Raw genomic sequence first — 19449 nt, 5'->3', positions numbered from 1 at the left:
TCAATTCGAAGTACCGATTTTCGCGGACACGCCAAAACGCGAAGCGACATACTGATCCACAATGCTTTGAAACTCCGTCGCGATGTTGTCGCCTCGTAAGGTCATCCGCTTCTCGCCATCAATAAAGACCGGTGCGATCGGAGCCTCGCCGGTTCCCGGCAGACTGATGCCGATGTCAGCATGCTTGCTTTCACCGGGGCCGTTAACAATACAGCCCATCACAGCAACCTTCATTTTCTCGACACCCGCATATCGCCCTTTCCACTCCGGCATCCGCGCGCGAAGGTAATCATCGATTTGCTTGGCCAACTCCTGAAAACCTGTGCTCGTTGTCCGTCCACAACCGGGGCACGCAGTGACACTCGGGACAAAGCTGCGCAAGCCCAAGGCCTGGAGAATCTCGCTCGCAACAACAACCTCCTGAGTGCGTGACTCGCCGGGGAGCGGGGTCAGGGAAACGCGGATCGTATCGCCGATTCCCTCCTGAAGCAGGATGGACAATGCAGCCGTCGAGGCGACCGTTCCTTTCGTTCCCATGCCCGCTTCTGTCAATCCGAGATGCAACGGATAGTTGCAACGCTTGGACAACTTCCTATAAAGAGCGATAAGGTCCTGGACGCCGCTGACCTTGCAGGAAAGCATGATTTGTTCGGGCCGCAAGCCCATGTTTGTGGCCCGTTCCGCCGAGGTGATGGCGGACACGATCAGCGCTTCATGCATGATCTCGGCCGCACTCAGCGGAAAAGCCGAGCGGAGATTGGAATCCATCATTTCCGCGAGCAACTCCTGATCCAGGCTACCCCAGTTCACGCCGATTCGCACCGGCTTGTCCCATCGCATCGCAGCTTCAACCATTTGTCCGAACTGGCGGTCCCTTTTGTCACCCTTGCCGACATTTCCAGGGTTGATCCGGTACTTCGAAAGCGCCTGGGCACACTCAGGAAAGTCTGTCAAGAGCCGATGACCGTTGAAGTGAAAATCGCCAATGAGCGGTGTCGGGATGCCCATCCTGTCAAGCTGCTCTCTGATATACGGAACAGCCCTCGCCGCTTCCGGCGTGTTGACCGTAATTCGAACCAACTCGGAACCAGCCAGAGAAAGCTCTTTAACCTGAATCGCGGTTGCGATCGAGTCGACCGTGTCGGTGTTGGTCATCGACTGAATACGCACCGGAGCGCCGCCCCCGACCGTAACGACGTGACTGCCCCACCGCACATCACTGCGTAAGGTATGAACGCCCTTGTCACTAACGCTTGTGGATGCGAGGCTCATGATCACTTCACTTCAAAACGGGCCACGTTGTCTTTTGCGACCACTTTCAAATCGAACGCCTTTCCCTGAACCATCACACGTGTGGCGTCCGAGTTACCGACCGTTACACCCAACGGGGGGCGCCCAGAGACCCGAACGGTCTCGCCTGGCGCAAGCATTCGACTGATCAGCGGGGCACCAAAATTGTCGACAACACGTACCCAGGAGCTATCGGACACAGAGAAAACCACGGATGCGTCGGCGTCCGAACCCGCGCCGTCAACCGGCGGTAACGTCCTGGCGTCGATCGTCTGAGGGCTGACCAGTCTGCCGGAATTGAGCTGCGCCGTAGCCATCGCGGGTATCGAGCTCGGAACCGTAGTTGTCCCCATTTCCCGGTTTGGCATTGATCGCTCCGCATTTGCCTGCGGCGAGGGCTGCAAAATCTTCGCCCGATCGACTACTGCCTCTGAAACTGCCGGCAGAGCCGAAACCTCCGAGCGCGAAGCGCCTCCTGGATTGTTGCTGACGCGTTCATTGGTTACCGATGCATGAAAAGGCCAAAACCAGAGAATGGCCGCCCCGACCAGAAGAATCGCTACCGCAACGATCAGACCATGCGGCAAAGGACCAGAGCCAAAACGTACGGCCGCCGGAACAACTTCCCTGGGAAATGTTGGACCAACATTGGTCTGGGGTAACTCAACGTTTTTGGCAACGGCGGGGAGAAGTGCCAATACCGGTACCGGATCGGCTTTCAGATGCCGACAAACGCTCGCGGCCAAGGCGCGTACGAATGTCAGGTCCGACAACTGCCCCCATTGATCAGCCTCCAGGGCCTCCAGTTTGCGCACCGGGATTTTCAGGGCGACAGCAAGCGCGGCAATGTGCACCCCCGACTTTTCGCGGTAGCCTCGAATCATGGCGCCTGCGGAAACCATCAGGGCTTGGTCCGGCCCCTCACATTGCACAGATTGTCCCGACTCATTCATCGAAGAGTCCCCGCTCATACTTCCCAAGCTCCTGAGCCTGAGGGAAGCGACGTTTGAGTTGGTCAGCGAGCTGCTTTACTGCGTCAGCGTTTCCAAGACGGTGCTCTATACGGATACCAAGCCACAAGGATTCCGAATTGGCACTTTCGGAGTTATTCAAACGGCGAATATAGAACTGCGCCTGCTGATTGTTGTGACTTCGATATAGAAGGAGCGAGAGGTTATAAGCCGCAAGTGGGTTTGCCGGATCCATTTCGACGGAACGTGTCAAACTTCTCACCGCATCAGCCATCTGCCCGGCACGGGCCTGACAAAGTCCCATTAACAGATGGGTACGCGGTTGCCCCGCATAATTAGGTTGAGCCAAGGCGCGCTGAAAGGCGGAGTTACTTTCCGCCCATTTCTGCTGCTGACAGTACACCCAGCCCAGATTGTGCCAAGTATTTGGATCGCGCCCGTTCAGCGAGACACTTCGTCGCAGCGAATCTTCAGCGGTGCGCAAATCATTGAGTTGCAGGAAGATAAGGCCACGCAGATTGTGCGCGTCGGCGAAATCCGGCTCCAGCGCCAAAACCTGTTTCACCTCGTCAAGCGCAATTTCCGGTTTTCCGGCTTCGAGATACCCTGAGGCAAGCTCTAGCTTGATTCGGGCTCGCCGCCGGGTATCCGTCTCGTCGGAAGGCGTGACAACATTGGGAGTCCACTCGTCTTTCGAGCGATCAGTCGCGCAACCGGACACGCCCAGCAGACATCCAAACACGCTGAGGGATACGGTGAGTTTCTTCCAGCTTGCCATCAATGCTCCTGCAACGGTTTGCCTGCCGATTAACGGGCGACCGTCCCTTGCTTCGCGGACGTTGAACTGCTTATCGGCGCGATCGGGAAAACTGTTCGCTGCTTGGCCATCCGTTCGACTGCCCCTGTTCGGTCGCGAACTTCCCCCGCAAGTTGACCACAGGCCGCGTCGATGTCGTCTCCGCGGGTTTTGCGGATCGTCGTCACGATTCCAGCACCGGACAATGCCCTGAAGAACATGTCGATACGCTCGGGACTAGACCGCATCAATCCGGAGCCGGGAAACGGGTTGAACGGTATGAGGTTGACTTTGCAACGGATACCGATACGGCGAATCAGGCTGACAAGTTCGTCGACATGCTGCAACGAATCATTCACTTCCTGAAGCAGACAATACTCGAAAGTAATGAAATCGCGAGGCGCAAACTCAAGGTAACGTTTGCAGGCATGCATCAGTTCATCAATCGGATATTTACGATTCAATGGAACCAAGTGGTCCCTGAGCAGGTCGTTTGGTGCATGGAGCGAGACGGCCAGGGCTACAGGGCAATCCGCGCTGAGGCGGTCAATCATCGGTACCACCCCAGAGGTAGATACGGTCAGCCGACGGCGAGAAATGCCGTAGGCATTGTCGTCCAGCATGACACGCAAAGCAGGCACCAGATTGCCGTAATTTTGAAGGGGCTCGCCCATCCCCATAAGGACAACATTGGAGATGATGCGCTCATCCTTACCAACGTGGCGGCGAAGGAATCGCTCGGCAAACCACAATTGGGCAACGATTTCTCCCGATGTCAGGTTCCGGTTGAACCCCTGGTGCCCTGTCGAGCAGAATCGGCAACCGACCGCGCATCCCGCCTGGGATGAAATGCATAAAGTCCCTCGATCAGCCTCGGGAATAAAAACAGCCTCAACGGCATTTCCCTCGCCGGCATCAAACAACCATTTGATAGTCCCGTCACCGGACTGGTGCTGACTGACGACCGGCAGCGCCGCGATTCGGGCGAGGTTCGAAAGCTTTTCTCGAAACGACTGGGCCAGGTCGGACATTGCGGAAAAATCGGCGATTCCTTTCTGGTGAATCCACCGAAACAACTGCGTCGCCCGGAAACGCTTCTCGCCGAACGAACTGCAGACCGCGACCAGACCTTCGTGATCCAGATCAAGAAGGTTGATCGCCATCGCAGTCACGCTGTTCGGAGAATCAGCGACTGTAAATATTCAAGCCGGGGAAAAAGAAAGCAATTTCGACCGCCGCTGTCTCAGCCGCATCCGACCCGTGGACGGCGTTCGCATCGATGCTGTCAGCGAAATCGGCGCGAATCGTACCCGGAGCCGCCTTTTTCGGGTCCGTTGCACCCATCAGGTCACGGTTCTTCAAGATTGCGTTTTCGCCCTCAAGCACCTGCACCATCACGGGGCCGGAAATCATGAATTCGACCAAATCCTTGAAGAAAGGACGGGCTTTGTGCACGGCGTAAAACGCTTCGGCTTCAGCCCGCGAGAGCTGGACCAGGCGAGCAGCGGCAATTTTCAGACCAGCCGCTTCGAAGCGTGCATAAATCTGCCCGATAACATTTTTTGCCACAGCATCGGGCTTGATGATGGAAAGCGTGCGCTCAATAGCCATTATTTTCACTCCTGAGAATTAATCAAGCGTCTGCTTGATGGAAAGCCTTCGATTCTACCGTGATGCACAACCGAATCGGTCCCCACCTGACAGAGAAGGAATTCCTGCCGCAACTTCGGTTCAACGGCTACCCCTGCGCCGCCCCTGTGACTGCAGGCGTTGATTGCGTCGGTAGCTGTCCTCGCCAATGTAGCCAAGCGAAGTTTTCATTGGATCGGGTTGTCCCGCCGAGTCCTTCCTGGGTCTTTCCGTCGTCACGCGTTGACCGTCACCGGAATTCGCGCCGGTTTTCCTCCCGATGGAGTGCTCCTGACCACTTCGCTTTGGACGGTTTCCGTTCCGAGCACCGCGGGGGGCGGGATTTTGGCGAGCGCCTACGGGGCCCAGGCCCGCAGCAGCGGAAAGCGCGCGAATATCAGTTTCGTCAAGCTCTGTCCAAGTACCGCGCCGAAGACCGCGCGGCAACAACATGGCGCCGTACCGGATGCGAATCAGTCGGCTGACCGCATGACCGACCGATTCCAACATTCGACGGACTTCCCGATTTCGTCCCTCGGCGATCGTCACGCGGTACCAACAATTCGAGCCTTCGCCGCCACCGTCCTCAATGGACGAAAATTTGGCCGGGCCATCGACCAGCGGCACGCCATCAAGCAGGCGTTGCTTTTCATCTTTGCTCAAGGCCCCTAGTACCCGAACGGCATACTCCCGTTCCAGCCCGAAACGAGGATGCATAAGACGATTGGCCAGCTCGCCCGAATTGGTGAAAAGCAGCAGCCCTTCGGTGTTCAGGTCAAGACGTCCCACAGATTGCCATTTTCCGGATGCCAACCGCGGAAGCCGGCGAAATACAGTCGGCCGGTTCTGGGGGTCGTCATGAGTCACCACTTCGCCGGCCGGTTTGTGATAGGCAATGATTCGTGGGGGCGGAGGAGCGATGCGCAGGTGGACGGGTTTGCCGTTGATCTTTACCCTGTCACCAAACTGAATGCGCTGGCCAATGTGAGCGGGCTCGTTGTTTACCGAAATGCGTCCTTCGAGAATCAGCTGCTCCATCTCGAGCCGGCTACCGAGACCCGCCTGCGCAAGGACCTTGTGCAACTTGGGCGATTCCGGCTGGGGATTCAGTACCCTCTTGACAGGACCAATCTCAGTGTCGTCGCGAACTTGGTCATAGTCACCGGAGATCACGTCCGAAAACGCGACAGCGTCTCGGGTCGATCGGGAGACGGTCATGCTGACCTCTCCCAGAGGACTGCGATCGGCGCTCATTTGTGGGGCATCACTTGACTCCGGTGCCGCAGCTTCCGGAATCGGCAAGTCCTGGGCACCAGCGGCGACATCGGCTTTCGAAGTACTGTTCATCTCATGGACCCTGCAAAGAAATCGTCCGACACACCAGCTGGCGCGCCAGACCTGTCCGACAAGCGCACATCTGAACCGGCAGTACCCTCAACAGGCGCAGCGGACTGCAAAAACCCACCCATCGCATCGACCTCAGGAAGAAGCCCAGCTTGCATTTCGGGCAATTCATTCAGCGAACTTATTCCCAGATCATCGAGGAATTGCCGAGTCGTGGCGTACAGCGCCGGGCGACCAGGTGCGTCTCGATGTCCGATGACTTCGACCCATCCCCGGTCTTCGAGTTGCTTGAGGATCAAGGAATTGATCATGACACCCCGAATATCCTCCATATCGCCACGACTCACCGGCTGGCGATAGGCAATGATTGCGAGCGTTTCCAATGTCGCTCGGGTGTACTTGGGAGGTTTTTCGGGATGTAGCCGTTCAAGGTACGGCCGCATTTCGGGCCGACTTTGAAAGCGCCAGCCACTGGCCACCTGCACCAGTTCTATCCCACGCTGTGACCAACTTTGCTGCAAATCCGACAAAAGACACTTGATGGAATCCGCCCCAAGTTCGTCATTGAAGAGTAACCGCAACTCTCGCACGGGCACGGCCTGAGAGGAGCAGATCAACGCTGCTTCGAGAATACGCCGGGCGTCCGCCGTGTTCATGGCAAAGGCAAAAGGATGGGTTGGATTGATACTCAGCGCCGTCGACAACTAACGAACGCACATTCCGACTGTCTCGGCAACGAAGGCCATCGCGCCGGAGCAAGGTGGGCCGGGGACATTCAAGCCCCTGCAATGGAAGCATTGTATCGGAGGCCCCAAATTTCCAGCAGCTTGGCGAAATCTTGAGGTGGCTGGCAAAACCACCTCAGGGGTGCCGCACTGGTCGGATGGACGAACGCCAAAGAGAAGGCGTGAAGAGCCTGGCGCGCTATCGGGTCACGTGCGGTATCTCGGCCGTAAACGGCATCACCCGCCAACGGCATTCCGATGCTGCCCAGGTGAACGCGAATCTGGTGCGTGCGTCCTGTATGGAGTGCGCAATGGAAAAGGGTGCCTGACGAACTGGAGTCGACTACTTTGAAATCAGTTCGTGCGGGCTTGCCCGACCCTGATTCCACAACGGCCATACGAAGCCTGTTCTTTGGATCACGACCGATGGGCGCAGAGACCGAAAACTCCCTTTCCCCCCGCCAAGGGTGCGGTGAGACTGCCAGGTAGTGACGGGAGACCAAGCGGGTCGCAATCAGGCCAACCAACCGATCCATCGTTTCCCGCGTTTTCGCGACAACCATCAAGCCGCTCGTGTCCTTGTCAAGCCGATGCACGATGCCAGCCCGAGGCAAATTTCCGGCTGTTTCATATCGGGCGAGCAATCCGTTCAAAAGGGTTCCACTCCAATTTCCCGGCGCAGGATGGACGACCAGTCCCGCCGGCTTATTGATCACCGCCAAGCTAGCATCTTCATAGGCGATATCCAGGTGCATGGGCTCCGCACGAAAAGCCAAGCTCTTCGCCGTCGGCCTGAGTTCGATCGCAACTTCATCACCTACCCGCACCTTGGTTGCGGGTCGTGTGGCTACATGACCGTTGTGCGCCAGCCACCCTGCTAACACGGCCGACTGGAGAAAGCTGCGGGAGAATTCCGGAAACGCTTCGACAAGAAAATGGTCCAGACGCTGCCCATGTCCGGCGATCCCAACCTCCAGGGTTCGTACTTCCGTTTCCGAATCGAGTTCCGTGTCTTCGATGTCTGCGGGCATTGCACCGGTCGCAAGGGGGGCGGTCGATATAATTTCTGTCTTCTGTTTCAAGAGAGTCGGTCCTGATGGCACGTTTGCAATTATCGATGGTCTCGACCGGCACTTGTCTGGCGCTGCTGATGCTCCTGGCAGCCTGCTCTTCGACACCTGTCGACAACACCGCCGGATGGAGCCCGAACCGTATTTATGCGGAAGCGAAAGACGAGTTGAACTCCGGCGGCTTCGACAAAGCCGTCAGCTTGTATGAAAAGCTGGAAGGACGCGCTGCAGGCACTCCCCTCGCCCAGCAGGCACAGATTGAAAAGGCTTACGCCCATTACAAAGGCGGCGAGAAAGCGCAGGCGATCGCTGTTCTGGACCGATTCATGCGGTTGCATCCGACCAGCCCGGGGATTGATTACGCCCTGTACCTCAAGGGAGTGGTGAACTTCAACGACAGATTGGGCATGTTCTCGTTTCTGACCCGGCAGGATTTGTCCGAGCGCGACCAGAAAGCCGCCAAAGAGTCCTTTGAGTCTTTTCGTGAACTTGTCACCCGATTTCCGGACAGTCGTTACACACCGGACGCGCGCGCGCGCATGACTTACATCTTGAATTCCCTCGCGGAATATGAAGTCCATGTCGCCCGCTATTACTACAGCCGGGGCGCCTACGTTGCGGCTGTCAACCGGGCGCAACTTGCTTTGGCGGACTACCGGGACGTACCGGCCCAGGAGGAAGCCCTGTTCATATTGATTCAGTCTTACGACGCCATGGGCATGGACAAACTTCGGGATGATGCTCGACGTGTACTTGAGAAAAATTATCCCAACAGTGATTTCCTGAGCAAAGGATTCCGCCCGAAAGGCAATCCGTGGTGGAAATTCTGGTAGGCCGCTAGATTCAGAAATTGGCCCCCACACCATGCAAAAAGGCTATCGAATCAATGCCGCGACCGGCATCCACAAGGGAGACCGGGAGTACCAGCAGGACCAGGTCGCACTGTTGAGCCACCCACGTGTTGCCGGTTGCGTCCTCGGCGTGGTCGCAGACGGCATGGGCGGACGCAGCGGGGGGCGCAAGGCTTCGGATCAGGTGATGCTGACAGCGCGCCAGCTATTCGAGTCTTATCTGCCTTCGGCCGACGATGCCCCTTCCCTGCTGCGGCAGATTGCCGAAGAGGCGCATATTGTCATTCGGCTGACCGCCATATCGGCGGAGCAGGAACCGCACAGTACCATCGCGATGTTCCTGATCAATCCCGGGGGGGAGTGCTATTGGCTGCATGCGGGCGATTCCCGGGTCTATCTGTTTCGAGGCGGGTCTTTCGTCAAGCGGACCTTCGATCACTCCTACGTTCAGACTCTGGTGGAACGCGGGGAACTGACCGAGGCAGAGGCCAACGTACATCCGCAATCCAACATCCTGATGGGGTGTCTCGGTACCGAAGACGATCCGACTTTCACCCATGACCATCTGCAGGTAAGCACCGGCGACATCCTGATGGCATGCAGCGACGGACTCTGGCATTACTTCACCAACGAAGAAATGGGTTATGTGTTGGGATCTCTTGGTCCTCGGGAGGCCAGCGAATTCCTCATCGAAAAGGCCCGCACCCGCGCCCGAGGCGGCGGCGATAACTTGTCGCTGGTCGTCGTCCGCCTTGACCCCCTGGACGGCGATTGAGTCGATAGCAGACTGCCAGGGCGCCCGGCTGGCGGGCCGTCAATTGGTTCTTGTCGTGTCCTCACGCAGCGCTTCACGAAGCTGGGTACCGATTTCTGGGCGTTCGGCGAACGGATCTTCGGGATTGCGCTGTTGCACGATGCAGTCCATCCTCGCTTGAACGTTGCCCAGCGCCTTGGGGTGGCTGAAGATGTAGAACTGGTCGGCCATCATGGCGTCGAAGACCTTCTGCGCCACCTCGGCGGCGGTGACCTTGCCCGAGCCCACGGCCTTGTCGCTCATGGCCTGCCCGATCAGCTGGCTGCGGGTGGGCTGCTGGTCGGCCAGGTCGGCCGGGCGGTTGCGGTGGCTCTGGCTGATGCCGGTGGGCACAAAGTAGGGGCACAGCACGCTGGCGCCGATCTGGTCGGTGACCAGCCTCAGGTCCTGGTACAGCGTTTCGGTCAGGCTGACCACGGCATGCTTGCTGACGTTGTAGATGCCCATGTTGGGCGGTGTCAGCAGGCCGGCCATGCTGGCGGTGTTGACGATGTGACCCGAGTAGTTGGGGTCGGCCCCGGCAGCCTCGAGCATCATCGGCGTGAACAGGCGCACGCCGTGGATCACGCCCCAGAGGTTGACGCCCAGCACCCATTCCCAGTCGCGGATGGAGTTTTCCCACACCAGGCCGCCCGCGCCCACACCGGCGTTGTTGAACACGAAATGCGGCGCGCCGAACTGCGAGCGCGTCGCCACCGCCAGGGCCTCCATCTGCTCGGCGCTGGACACATCGACCTTGCGCGCCAGCACCGTCGCACCGGCGGCGCGAAGCTCGGCGGCGGCGGCGTCCAGCGCGTCCTGCTGCACGTCGGCCAGCACCAGGTTCATGCCCAGCCGGGCGCCGATGCGCGCGCACTCCAGGCCAAAGCCCGAGCCGGCACCGGTCAGGACGGCGGTCTTGCCTTTGAAATCGTCGATCATGGCGTCTCTGCCTTCTTCAAGATGTAACCGATGCGGGGGAAATGCACGTGCACCGTGCCGGCCCGGGGGTCGGTGCGGCGCAGCGTGTAATGGGTGCGTGTGGCGGCGATCAGCTCGCCCTCGGTGGCTTCGGGGCCGAAACTTTCGGCGGCCACCGTGACACGGCTGCCCAGCGGGATGCCGTGGTCGTCCTGGAAGGCGCTGTCGAGCAGCAGGTTGGCACCGGCCGGCAAGGGATCGGCCGCGCACGCCACCGCGACGGCGTCGGTCCCGCTTAGCTTTTCGGGCCGGCCATGACCGCCCCTCGCGAGGCGGTCCATCCACTCCAGCACGGCTGGCGTCGCGTCCAGGATCGGCGCCATGCCGGGCACCCGGGTGCGCGTGAACCACAACGGGTGGTAGGTGGCGAAGTCGGCGATGCAGGGCTCGGCGCCAAAGAGAAACTCGTGCTCCTCGACCATGTGCGCGATGCGCCGCAGGTAGGAGCGGTAGGCGGATGCCGCATCGCCCGGCCGCAGCCGCGCCATGCCCGCGGACATCGCCTTGCGGTCCTCGGCGAAGGCCCGGGCCGCCTCGGGCGGCGCGCCGGCAAACATCTCGGCCGCGCCTCGGGGACTCAGGTTGTAGCCCATGGCGGCCCAGAACAGGGTGCTGTCGGCCCACTGCGCGAACACCCGGCTCACGCCCTTGAGGTGGGGCGGGTACAGCGCGGGCTCGGGCTGCACATGCTCCAGCACATCGGCGATCAGCGCGGTGTCACAGTAGATATCCGCGCCGACCTGCAGGAACGGCGTCTTGCGGTAGCCGCCGGTCAAGGCCTGCACATCGGGCTTGGGCATGATGGCCGGGACCAGCACCGACTGCCAGGCCAGTTGCTTGGCGCCCAGGATCAGGCGGACCTTCTCGGAAAACGGCGAGTTCGGGTAGTGGTGCAGGATCAGCGTGGGCGTGCTCATCGGGGCTCCAGTCCAGCGTGTTGGATCAGATCAGCCTGACCAGCTGCTTGCCGAAGTTCTTGCCCTTGAGCAGGCCGATGAAGGCCTCGGGAGCCGACTCGATACCCTGGGCGACGGACTCGCGCGGGCGCAGCTTGCCGCTGCCCACCAGCTGGCCCAGTTCGGCCAGCGCCTCGGGCCAGACTTCCATGTGCTCGCTGACGATGAAGCCCTCGATCTTCAGGCGGTTCACCAAGATCAGCGCCGGGTAGGTCAGCGGCAGCGGCGCGCCGTCGTAGCCGGCGATCATGCCGCACAGCGCAATGCGGCCGAAGGCGTTCATGCGCAGCAGCACGGCGTCCAGCACCATGCCGCCGACGTTCTCGAAGTAGCCGTCGATGCCGTTCGGGCAGGCGTCCTTGAGCGCCTTGGCGAGCGAGGCCGCGTCCGCATGGACCTTGTAGTCGATGCAGGCGTCGTAGCCGAGCTCGTTCACCGCGTACGCGCATTTGTCCGGCCCGCCGGCGATGCCCACCACGCGGCAGCCGCGCGCTTTGGCCAGGGCCGCGAAGGCGCTGCCCACGGCACCGGTGGCCGCACTGATGGCCACCGTGTCGCCCGCCTTGGGCGCGATGATCTTCACCAGCCCGTACCAGGCGGTGACGCCCGGCATGCCGACCGCGCCCAGGTAGTGGCTCAGTGGCACGTGGGTGGTGTCTACCTTGCGCAGCGCGCCGGGCTGGTCGGCGTTCACCACACCGTATTCCTGCCAGCCGCCCATGCCGACGACCTTGTCGCCGGGCTTGTAGCGCGGGTTGCGGGACTCGACCACTTCGCCCACGGTGCCGCCCTGCATCACCTCGCCCAGCGGCTGTGGCTGGGCATAGCTTTTGCCCGCGTTCATGCGCCCGCGCATGTAGGGGTCCAGGCTCAGGTAGTGGTGCTGCACCAGCACCTGGCCGTCCTGGAGCGGCGGGGTTTCCGTGGTGAGAAGCTTGAAGTTGGCGGCCGTGGCTTCGCCCTCGGGGCGGTTGTCGAGCAGGACTTGTTTGTTCTGGGGCATGACGGTTTCCTTATGAAGTTGATAGCACGAAGTGACCGTTTTACGCTGGGTATTGACCTATTTCGGTCAAAATCCGGACTCAGTCGGTCGAAAGCGGTGCCTGGGGGCCCCCGAGGTGTCGCTGGACGTATCGGAACGTACCGGTTGCATGGGCACAGGCTTCGCCCGCGTCGTCGTATACCGTTCCTTCGGTGAACGCCGTCGAGCGCGTACGGTGCAAGAGCCGTCCGCGACCGATCAGAAATCCACCGGCCGCAGCGCGCGCCGGGCGCATGAAACTGGTTTTCATCTCGATCGTCACGACACCGGACTCGGGCAACACACTGCGGGCAGCAGTGGCCATCACCACATCCAGAAAGGTCATCAGCGCGCCGCCATGGGTGACCGCAAAGGAATTCAGATGTTCCGGCCGGGGCGCAAAGTGCAGTGTCGAATTTCCGTCGGCAAACTGCTCCAGAGTAAAGCCCAGATGTTCGACAAACGGAATGTTCGCGCCAAAGGCAATCGACACGACATCAACCCCCGGTGATCACACTGACACCACCATCTACGGCCAGCCACTGGCCGGTGATGTGTTTCCCAGCGTCCGAGGCGTACAGCAAGGTGATGCCCTTGAGGTCTTCATCGTCGCCCAGTCGGCGAAGCGGCGCATGCGCGGCGAGCTTTTCTTCGCCCATGGCCTTGAGCGTCCCGGCGGTCATCTTGCTGGGGAAAAAGCCAGGGCAGATGGCGTTGACGCGGATGCCATGCTCGCCCCACTCGGCAGCCAGGGCCCGCGTGAAATTGATCACTGCGCCTTTTGACGTGTTGTAGGCAATCGTCTCCATCCCGGACGGATTGCCACCCAGCCCCGCGATGGAGGCCGTGTTGATGATGCTGCCCTTGCGACGCGGGATCATGCTGGCCTTGGCAACAAGCTGGCTCAGCAGGAAATAGCTGCGCACATTCAGGTTCATCACCTTGTCCCAGGCTTCGAGCGGGTAGTCCTCTGCCGGGGCACCCCAGGCCGCGCCAGCGTTGTTGACAAGAATGTCGACGTCACCCAGGCGTTGCGCCGTTTCAGACGCCAGATGCCGGATATCGGCTTCCTGCTGGCAGTCGGCAGCCACCCAGCGGGCGTCAATCCCCGCTGACTGCAGTTCTGCGCACGCCTCTTCCAGGTCCGACGCCTTGCGCGAACTGATCAGCACGCGAGCACCGGCCTCGCCTAACGCGTGAGCCATCTGCAGCCCCAATCCTCGCGAGCCTCCGGTAATCAGCGCGGTTTTTCCGCGCAGGTCAAGCAATTCGGTCACGGTACGGGTCATGGTGTCTCCTTCAGGGTGAATTTCAAAATGCGTCTTCGGCAAGATCAGCGCAGGTCAGGTCGCGCTGGCGAACGACGGCCAGCCACGCACCGATCTTCGGCAACTCATAGTGGAAGAAATACTGCGTCGCTGCCAGGCGCCCGCTCCGCGGGCCGTCGGGCGGAGCAACATGGGCGGTCAAGGCCACGTCCAGCCAGATCCAGGCCAGTACGGTGTGGCCGAAGGCTTGCAGGTACGGCACGGCGTTGGCAAGCGCCTCCTTCGGATTGCCGGTCGCCCAGGCCGCCTGTGTTGCAGAACCAATCTCTTTCAAGGCCTGGCCCAAGGCATCGGCGTGCGCAGCCAAGGTGGACACCCGCCTGGCGCGCTCAATCGTCGTCTGGATGCGGCTGGCCAGCAGCGTCAGGCCTTTGCCGTTTTCCATCAGCACCTTGCGACCCAGCAAGTCCATGGCCTGGATTCCGTGAGTCCCCTCGTGAATCATGTTCAGGCGGTTGTCGCGCCAGTACTGTTCGACAGGAAAGTCACGTGTGTAACCGTAGCCGCCGTGGATCTGGATGGCCAGCGAGTTGGCTTCCAGGCACCATTCACTGGGCCAGCTCTTGGCAATCGGGGTCAGCACCTCCAGCAACAGGCGCGCGTCGTCGGCCGCCTCGGGGGCGCCGGTGTGCTGCTCGTCCACCAGCCGGGCGCAGTACAGCTCCAGCGCCAGCGCGCCTTCGGCGTAACTCTTTTGCGCCAGCAGCATGCGCTTGACGTCCGCGTGTTCGATGATGCGGACCTGCGGCGTGGCGGCATCCTTCCCGCCCGATGTCAGCGGTCTTCCTTGTGGGCGGTTCTTCGCATAGTCGAGCGACGCGTGGTAACCCGCCATGCCCAGCATGGTGGCGGCCATACCCACACCAATGCGGGCCTCGTTCATCATGTGGAACATGCACTGCAGACCCCGGCCGGGCTGGCCGACCAGGTAGCCGATGGCGCCGGAACTGCCGCGCACCGGGTACTTGCCTTCGCCGAAGTTCAGCAAGGTGTTGGTGGTGCCGCGCCAGCCGCACTTATGGTTCAGGCCCGCCAGCGCCACGTCGTTGCGTTCGCCGGTGAGGTTGCCCTCGATGTCCACCAGCTTCTTGGGCACGATGAACAGCGAGATGCCTTTGACGCCCGGCACCAGTCTGCCGTGCTCATCTGGGATTTTGGCCAGAACCAGATGGATGATGTTCTCAGTCAGCTCGTGTTCGCCGGCCGAGATCCACATCTTGTTGCCTGTGAGGCGGTAGCGCGGGCCGAGTGGGTCGGCTTCGTAGCCCTCCCCGTCCGGCACGGCGCGCGTTGCGAGGTCGCTCAGCGACGAGCCGGCCTGCGGCTCGGACAGGCACATGGTCCCCGACCAGCGGCCCGAGAACTCGTTGAGCGCGAACACCTTCTTCTGCAGTTCCAAGCCGTGCGTCATCAACAGGTTGGCGTTGCCCACCGACAGCATGCCGCTGCCGATGGAGACCGAGGCCATCGCGAAGAACGCGTTGGCCGCTGCCTCCACCGTGTAGGGCAGCTGCATTCCGCCGATGTCGTAGTCCTGCGCCGCACTGAGCATGCCGCTCTCGGCGTAGGCCTTCTGCGCGTCGTGCGTGGCCTGCGGCAGGACCACCCTCTCGCCGTCGAAGTGCGGCTCCTGCGTGTCCACCAGGCGGTTGAAGGGGGCGTACTTTTCACGCGCGATGCGCTCGCAGGTGTCGAGCACCGCGTCAAAGGTTTCGCGACTGTGGTCGGCAAAGCGCTGACGCTGGTTCAGGTTCTCGACTCCGAGCCAGTCGTTGAGCAGGAAGTCGATGGTCGGGCGAAGGCTCATGGGGCTCTCTTCTGGGTCGTGATGGCTGGTGAGAGCCGTCAGTCGTCTTTGGCCGGGAGCGCGGCAATGGTGCCCTGCGCCACGGCACACAGCTTTTCTTCACCACCCTGGCTTACAAACACGTCGCAGCGGCACACCGCCTGGGTCTTGCCGACATGAATCGTTTCGGCCCGCGCGATCAGTCGCTCACCCACCGCCGGCCGGACGTAGTTGATCTTGAATTCGGAGGTAACAACCGGAACCTGCAGTGCCGATCCCCCGGCATAGGTCAGGGCATTGTCGGCGGCGTAACTGAGTACGCCACCGTGGACAAAGCCGTGTTGTTGCCTTACCGAGTCAGAAATCGGTACATGCAGTTCGCATCGGCCGGGGGACAAAGCTGCCAGTTCAGCGCCGATCAGCACGGAAAAAGGCTGTTTCGCCAGGATCTCGCGGCCCATGGCAAGAAAGGCCTCCGCGCTGATCATGGCGTTCTTCATTTTCGGTCCTCAAAGGACTTCGAAAACGCCGGCCGCGCCCATGCCGCCGCCGATGCACATGGTGACGCAGACCCGCTTCGCGCCGCGGCGCTTGCCTTCGATCAGTGCGTGGCCGGTGAGGCGTTGGCCCGAGACGCCGTAGGGGTGGCCCACGGCGATGGCACCGCCGTTGACGTTCAGGCGGTCAGCGGGAATGCCCAGCTTGTCGCGGCAGTAGATCACCTGCACCGCGAAGGCCTCGTTGAGCTCCCACAGGTCGATGTCGTCCATCTTCAGCCCCAGGCGTGACAGCACTTTGGGAATGGCAAACACCGGGCCGATGCCCATTTCGTCGGGCTCGCAGCCCGCGACGGCAAAACCGAGGAAACGGCCCAGCGGCTGCAAACCACGCTTTTGTGCGAGGGTTTCGTCCATCAGCACACAGGCGCCGGCGCCGTCGCTGAACTGGCTGGCGTTGCCGGCCGAAACCAGTCCGCCGGGCAAGGCCGAGCGCAGACCATGAATGGCGTCGAACGTGGTGCCGGGGCGGATGCCCTCGTCGTTCTCGACCGTGACCTGTTTGGTCATCAGGCCCATGACCTTGTCGGCGACACCGGCGGTCACGGTGATCGGGGCGATCTCCGCCTTGAACAGGCCGGCCTCCAGCGCGGCCGCGGCCTTCTGCTGGCTGGCGGCGCCGTATTCGTCCATCGCGTCGCGGCCGATGTGGTAGCGCTTGGCCACCTGTTCGGCGGTCTGGAGCATGTTCCAGTAGATCTCGGGTTTCTGCTTTTCCAGTGCCAGGTCCTTGAGCATGTGCTGGTTCATCTCCTGTTGCACGCAGGAAATGCTTTCCACGCCACCGGCCACGTACACCGAGCCTTCACCGGCGATGATGCGTTGCGCGGCCAGCGCGATGGTCTGCAGGCCCGACGAGCAGAAACGGTTCACTGTCATGCCGGATGTGGTGATCGGCAGGCCGGCCCTCAGGGCGATCTGGCGGGCGATGTTGGCGCCAGTCGCGCCTTCCGGGTTGGCACAACCCATGATGACGTCTTCGACTTCGGCGGCGTCGATGCCGGCACGCTGTACGGCATGCTGCACCGCGTGGCCGCCGAGCGTGGCGCCATGGGTCATGTTGAAGGCGCCCTTCCAGCTCTTGGTCAGGGGCGTGCGGGCGGTGGAAACGATGACGGCGTTGGTCATGGTTGGTTCCTGTTCAGTTCGGTGTGATCGTTCGGTGTGGGTCAGAAGGTTTTGCCTTCTGCGACAAGCCGGGCCAGCAGCGGCGCCGGCTCCCAGAACTTCGCGTCGTCCAGCGGGTTTTTCGCAAAGCGCTTCATCGCCTGCACCACGTTGAACAGGCCGACCTCGTTGGCGTAGTTCAGCGGGCCGCCCCGGTGCACCGGGAAGCCATAGCCGAAGATGTAGACCACGTCGATGTCGCTGGCCTTGTTGGCGATGCCTTCTTCCAGGATGTGCGCCGCTTCGTTGACCAGCGCGAACACCAGCCGCTGCACGATTTCCTCGTCGGAGATCTTGCGCGGCGTGATGCCCAGCGACTTGCGGTGTTCCTCGATCATCGCCACCACCTCGGCGTTCGGGATCGCGTCGCGCTTGCCTGGCACATAGTCGTACCAGCCGGCGCCGGTCTTCTGGCCGAAACGGCCCTTCTCGCACAGCAGGTCGGCGGTCTTGCTGTACTTCATGTCCGGTTTTTCCTGGTAGCGGCGCTTGCGGATCGCCCAGCCGATGTCGTTGCCCGCCAGATCGCCCATGCGGAACGGGCCCATGGCCATGCCGAATTTCTCCATCGCCTTGTCGACCTGCGCGGGTGTGCAGCCTTCGTCGAGCAGGAAGCCGCCCTGGCGGCCGTACTGCTCGATCATGCGGTTGCCGATGAAGCCGTCGCAGACGCCGGAGACCACCGCCGTCTTGCGGATCTTCTTGGCCACGGCCATCACCGTGGCCAGCACGTCCTTGGCGGTGGCGTCGCCCCGCACCACTTCCAGCAGTTTCATCACGTTGGCCGGGCTGAAGAAATGCAGGCCCACCACATCCTGGGGCCGCTTCGTGAAGTTCGCGATCTTGTTGACGTCCAGCGTGGAGGTGTTGGAGGCCAGGATGGCGCCCGGTTTCATCACGCGGTCGAGTTCCTTGAACACGGCTTCCTTGACGCCGATCTCCTCGAACACGGCCTCGATCACCAGGTCGGCCGAGCCGATGTCGTCGTAGCGCAGCGTGGTGCTCAGCAGGCTCATGCGCTGCTCGTACTTGTCCTGCTTGAGCTTGCCCTTCTTGACCTGGGCTTCGTAGTTCCTGCGGATCGTGGCAATGCCGCGATCCAGCGCTTCCTGCTTCATTTCCAGAATCTTCACCGGGATGCCGGCGTTGAGGAAGTTCATGGCAATGCCGCCGCCCATGGTGCCGGCGCCGATCACGGCCACGGAGGCGATCTCGCGCCGGGGCGTGCTCTCGGGCACATCGGGGATCTTGCTGGCGGCGCGCTCGGCAGTGAACAGGTGGCGCAAGGACTTGCACTCGGGCGTCCACATCAGGTTGATGAAGATCTCGCGCTCGAAAGCCATGCCTTCGGCGAACTTCTTCCTGGTGGCTGCTTCGACGGCATCCACGCACTTGGCGGGTGCCGGGAAATTCTTGGCCATGCCCTTGACCATGTTGCGCGCGAACTGGAAGTAGGCGTCGCCGTCCTTGTGCTTGCAGGGGAGGTTGCGCACCAGCGGCAGGGCACTGCCGTCGGCGTGTTTCGCCGCCATCTCGCGCGCCAGCGCCAGGGCCTCGTCGGGCAGCGACTCGACCGAGGCGGCCATCCGGTCGAACAGCTTCTGCCCGGGCAGCATGGCCAGCATCTCGCTCTTGATCGGCTCGCCGCTGACGATCATGTTCAGCGCCGGCTCGACACCGAGAACGCGCGGCAGGCGCTGCGTGCCGCCCGCCCCCGGAATCAGGCCCAGCTTGACCTCGGGCAAGGCCACGTTGCATCCGGGCGCGGCGATGCGGTAGTGGCAGCCGAGGGCCAGTTCGAGCCCGCCGCCCATGGCCACCGAATGGATCGCGGCAACCACCGGCTTGGCGGAATTCTCGAGCGCCAGGATCACGCTGAGCAGGTTCGGCTCCTGGAGCGCCTTGGGGCTGCCGAATTCGCGGATGTCCGCGCCGCCGGAAAAGGCCTTGCCGGCGCCGGTCAGCACCACCGCTTTCACCGCCGCGTCCGCATTGGCCTGTGCCAGGGCGTTGGTGATGCCAAGCCGGGTCTCGTAACCCAGACCGTTGACCGGCGGGTTGTTGAGCGTGATCACCGCCACGTCGCCGTGGACTTTGTACTCAGCTGTCATGCTGTGGTTCCTTATTGAACGAAACGGATAACAGAAAAACGAACGAGCGTTCGATTTATTGATTCTAGGTTGT

The 19449-nt window shown here is 61.4% G+C and carries 19 protein-coding genes; 2 read left to right on the top strand and 17 right to left on the bottom strand.

Translation table 11 applies throughout. The features are described 5' to 3' along the window. The 8 genes from ispG to AC2EBU_RS02725 all read right to left on the bottom strand — a co-directional run bounded on the left by ispG (position 1) and on the right by AC2EBU_RS02725 (position 7837). Positions 1 to 1272 carry a flavodoxin-dependent (E)-4-hydroxy-3-methylbut-2-enyl-diphosphate synthase gene (gene ispG / locus AC2EBU_RS02760; RefSeq protein WP_484608852.1) on the bottom strand — a complete coding sequence of 424 codons (1272 nt, stop codon included), beginning with the start codon at positions 1270 to 1272 and terminating at the stop codon, positions 1 to 3. Positions 1273 to 1274: 2 nt separating this feature from the next. Beyond that, positions 1275 to 2192 carry a helix-turn-helix domain-containing protein gene (locus tag AC2EBU_RS02755; protein WP_484608851.1) on the bottom strand — a complete coding sequence of 306 codons (918 nt, stop codon included), beginning with the start codon at positions 2190 to 2192 and terminating at the stop codon, positions 1275 to 1277. Between the two features lie 43 nt (positions 2193 to 2235). Beyond that, entirely contained in the window at positions 2236 to 3039 is an 804-nt protein-coding gene (pilW, locus tag AC2EBU_RS02750; RefSeq protein ID WP_484608850.1) for a type IV pilus biogenesis/stability protein PilW, read from the bottom strand. A 29-nt stretch (positions 3040 to 3068) separates the two neighbouring features. Next, a complete protein-coding gene (gene rlmN, locus AC2EBU_RS02745; RefSeq protein ID WP_484608849.1) occupies positions 3069 to 4220 on the bottom strand; it encodes a dual-specificity RNA methyltransferase RlmN in 1152 nt (383 codons plus the stop codon). Positions 4221 to 4242: 22 nt separating this feature from the next. Continuing rightward, positions 4243 to 4668: a nucleoside-diphosphate kinase gene (gene ndk / locus AC2EBU_RS02740; RefSeq protein ID WP_484608848.1), complete on the bottom strand. Its 426-nt coding sequence runs from the start codon at positions 4666 to 4668 to the stop codon at positions 4243 to 4245. A 120-nt stretch (positions 4669 to 4788) separates the two neighbouring features. Then, positions 4789 to 6033, bottom strand: a complete 1245-nt coding sequence (locus AC2EBU_RS02735) for a pseudouridine synthase (RefSeq protein WP_484608847.1) — start codon at positions 6031 to 6033, stop codon at positions 4789 to 4791. Continuing rightward, positions 6030 to 6686, bottom strand: a complete 657-nt coding sequence (gene scpB, locus AC2EBU_RS02730; protein ID WP_484610099.1) for an SMC-Scp complex subunit ScpB — start codon at positions 6684 to 6686, stop codon at positions 6030 to 6032. The genes AC2EBU_RS02735 and scpB overlap by 4 nt, the downstream gene beginning before the upstream one ends. A gap of 119 nt (positions 6687 to 6805) precedes the next feature. Continuing rightward, positions 6806 to 7837 carry an RluA family pseudouridine synthase gene (locus tag AC2EBU_RS02725; RefSeq protein ID WP_484608846.1) on the bottom strand — a complete coding sequence of 344 codons (1032 nt, stop codon included), beginning with the start codon at positions 7835 to 7837 and terminating at the stop codon, positions 6806 to 6808. Between the two features lie 14 nt (positions 7838 to 7851). Here AC2EBU_RS02725 and AC2EBU_RS02720 point away from each other — a divergent pair, with 14 nt between their 5' ends. Continuing rightward, the gene (locus tag AC2EBU_RS02720) at positions 7852 to 8658 is read left to right on the top strand and encodes an outer membrane protein assembly factor BamD (RefSeq protein WP_484608845.1); all 807 of its coding nucleotides are present in this window, start codon (positions 7852 to 7854) and stop codon (positions 8656 to 8658) included. 31 nt (positions 8659 to 8689) lie between these two features. Beyond that, positions 8690 to 9451 (top strand): PP2C family protein-serine/threonine phosphatase, encoded by a 762-nt coding sequence (locus tag AC2EBU_RS02715; protein ID WP_484608844.1) that lies wholly within the window; start codon positions 8690 to 8692, stop codon positions 9449 to 9451. A gap of 39 nt (positions 9452 to 9490) precedes the next feature. On the opposite strand, the gene AC2EBU_RS02710 is transcribed toward AC2EBU_RS02715, so the two are convergent. The 9 genes from AC2EBU_RS02710 to AC2EBU_RS02670 all read right to left on the bottom strand — a co-directional run bounded on the left by AC2EBU_RS02710 (position 9491) and on the right by AC2EBU_RS02670 (position 19376). Further along, positions 9491 to 10411 carry an SDR family oxidoreductase gene (locus AC2EBU_RS02710; protein ID WP_484608843.1) on the bottom strand — a complete coding sequence of 307 codons (921 nt, stop codon included), beginning with the start codon at positions 10409 to 10411 and terminating at the stop codon, positions 9491 to 9493. Beyond that, positions 10408 to 11367, bottom strand: coding sequence for a glutathione S-transferase family protein (locus tag AC2EBU_RS02705; protein ID WP_484608842.1), 960 nt, complete (start codon positions 11365 to 11367; stop codon positions 10408 to 10410). Before AC2EBU_RS02705 ends, AC2EBU_RS02710 begins: the two co-directional genes overlap by 4 nt. Before the next feature lie 25 nt (positions 11368 to 11392). Beyond that, positions 11393 to 12409, bottom strand: coding sequence for an NADP-dependent oxidoreductase (locus AC2EBU_RS02700; RefSeq protein WP_484608841.1), 1017 nt, complete (start codon positions 12407 to 12409; stop codon positions 11393 to 11395). 79 nt (positions 12410 to 12488) lie between these two features. Then, the gene (locus AC2EBU_RS02695; RefSeq protein ID WP_484608840.1) at positions 12489 to 12920 is read right to left on the bottom strand and encodes a PaaI family thioesterase; all 432 of its coding nucleotides are present in this window, start codon (positions 12918 to 12920) and stop codon (positions 12489 to 12491) included. Positions 12921 to 12924: 4 nt separating this feature from the next. Then, positions 12925 to 13716 (bottom strand): SDR family oxidoreductase, encoded by a 792-nt coding sequence (locus AC2EBU_RS02690; RefSeq protein WP_484608839.1) that lies wholly within the window; start codon positions 13714 to 13716, stop codon positions 12925 to 12927. A gap of 22 nt (positions 13717 to 13738) precedes the next feature. Further along, on the bottom strand, positions 13739 to 15562 hold the full coding sequence (locus tag AC2EBU_RS02685) for an acyl-CoA dehydrogenase (protein WP_484608838.1): 1824 nt from the start codon (positions 15560 to 15562) through the stop codon (positions 13739 to 13741). Positions 15563 to 15600: 38 nt separating this feature from the next. Beyond that, positions 15601 to 16041, bottom strand: a complete 441-nt coding sequence (locus AC2EBU_RS02680; protein ID WP_484608837.1) for a PaaI family thioesterase — start codon at positions 16039 to 16041, stop codon at positions 15601 to 15603. A gap of 9 nt (positions 16042 to 16050) precedes the next feature. Beyond that, on the bottom strand, positions 16051 to 17226 hold the full coding sequence (locus AC2EBU_RS02675; protein ID WP_484608836.1) for an acetyl-CoA C-acyltransferase: 1176 nt from the start codon (positions 17224 to 17226) through the stop codon (positions 16051 to 16053). A 41-nt stretch (positions 17227 to 17267) separates the two neighbouring features. Further along, the gene (locus AC2EBU_RS02670; protein WP_484608835.1) at positions 17268 to 19376 is read right to left on the bottom strand and encodes a 3-hydroxyacyl-CoA dehydrogenase NAD-binding domain-containing protein; all 2109 of its coding nucleotides are present in this window, start codon (positions 19374 to 19376) and stop codon (positions 17268 to 17270) included. Positions 19377 to 19449 lie beyond the last annotated feature (73 nt).

This window comes from Curvibacter sp. T50, from assembly GCF_057219955.1.
The sequence above is the reverse complement of the archived record's forward strand: the minus strand, read 5'-3'. Positions and strand labels throughout refer to the sequence as shown.

Bases quoted from the DNA above. Each gene is read 5' to 3' on its own strand.
- ispG (WP_484608852.1), bottom strand. From the start codon at position 1,272: ATGAGCCTCGCATCCACAAGCGTTAGTGACAAGGGCGTTCATACCTTA.
- AC2EBU_RS02755 (WP_484608851.1), bottom strand. From the start codon at position 2,192: ATGGTTTCCGCAGGCGCCATGATTCGAGGCTACCGCGAAAAGTCGGGG.
- pilW (WP_484608850.1), bottom strand. From the start codon at position 3,039: ATGGCAAGCTGGAAGAAACTCACCGTATCCCTCAGCGTGTTTGGATGT.
- rlmN (WP_484608849.1), bottom strand. From the start codon at position 4,220: ATGGCGATCAACCTTCTTGATCTGGATCACGAAGGTCTGGTCGCGGTC.
- ndk (WP_484608848.1), bottom strand. From the start codon at position 4,668: ATGGCTATTGAGCGCACGCTTTCCATCATCAAGCCCGATGCTGTGGCA.
- AC2EBU_RS02735 (WP_484608847.1), bottom strand. From the start codon at position 6,033: ATGAACAGTACTTCGAAAGCCGATGTCGCCGCTGGTGCCCAGGACTTG.
- scpB (WP_484610099.1), bottom strand. From the start codon at position 6,686: ATGAACACGGCGGACGCCCGGCGTATTCTCGAAGCAGCGTTGATCTGC.
- AC2EBU_RS02720 (WP_484608845.1), top strand. From the start codon at position 7,852: ATGGCACGTTTGCAATTATCGATGGTCTCGACCGGCACTTGTCTGGCG.
- AC2EBU_RS02715 (WP_484608844.1), top strand. From the start codon at position 8,690: ATGCAAAAAGGCTATCGAATCAATGCCGCGACCGGCATCCACAAGGGA.
- AC2EBU_RS02710 (WP_484608843.1), bottom strand. From the start codon at position 10,411: ATGATCGACGATTTCAAAGGCAAGACCGCCGTCCTGACCGGTGCCGGC.
- AC2EBU_RS02705 (WP_484608842.1), bottom strand. From the start codon at position 11,367: ATGAGCACGCCCACGCTGATCCTGCACCACTACCCGAACTCGCCGTTT.
- AC2EBU_RS02700 (WP_484608841.1), bottom strand. From the start codon at position 12,409: ATGCCCCAGAACAAACAAGTCCTGCTCGACAACCGCCCCGAGGGCGAA.
- AC2EBU_RS02690 (WP_484608839.1), bottom strand. From the start codon at position 13,716: ATGACCCGTACCGTGACCGAATTGCTTGACCTGCGCGGAAAAACCGCG.
- AC2EBU_RS02685 (WP_484608838.1), bottom strand. From the start codon at position 15,562: ATGAGCCTTCGCCCGACCATCGACTTCCTGCTCAACGACTGGCTCGGA.
- AC2EBU_RS02680 (WP_484608837.1), bottom strand. From the start codon at position 16,041: ATGAAGAACGCCATGATCAGCGCGGAGGCCTTTCTTGCCATGGGCCGC.
- AC2EBU_RS02675 (WP_484608836.1), bottom strand. From the start codon at position 17,226: ATGACCAACGCCGTCATCGTTTCCACCGCCCGCACGCCCCTGACCAAG.
- AC2EBU_RS02670 (WP_484608835.1), bottom strand. From the start codon at position 19,376: ATGACAGCTGAGTACAAAGTCCACGGCGACGTGGCGGTGATCACGCTC.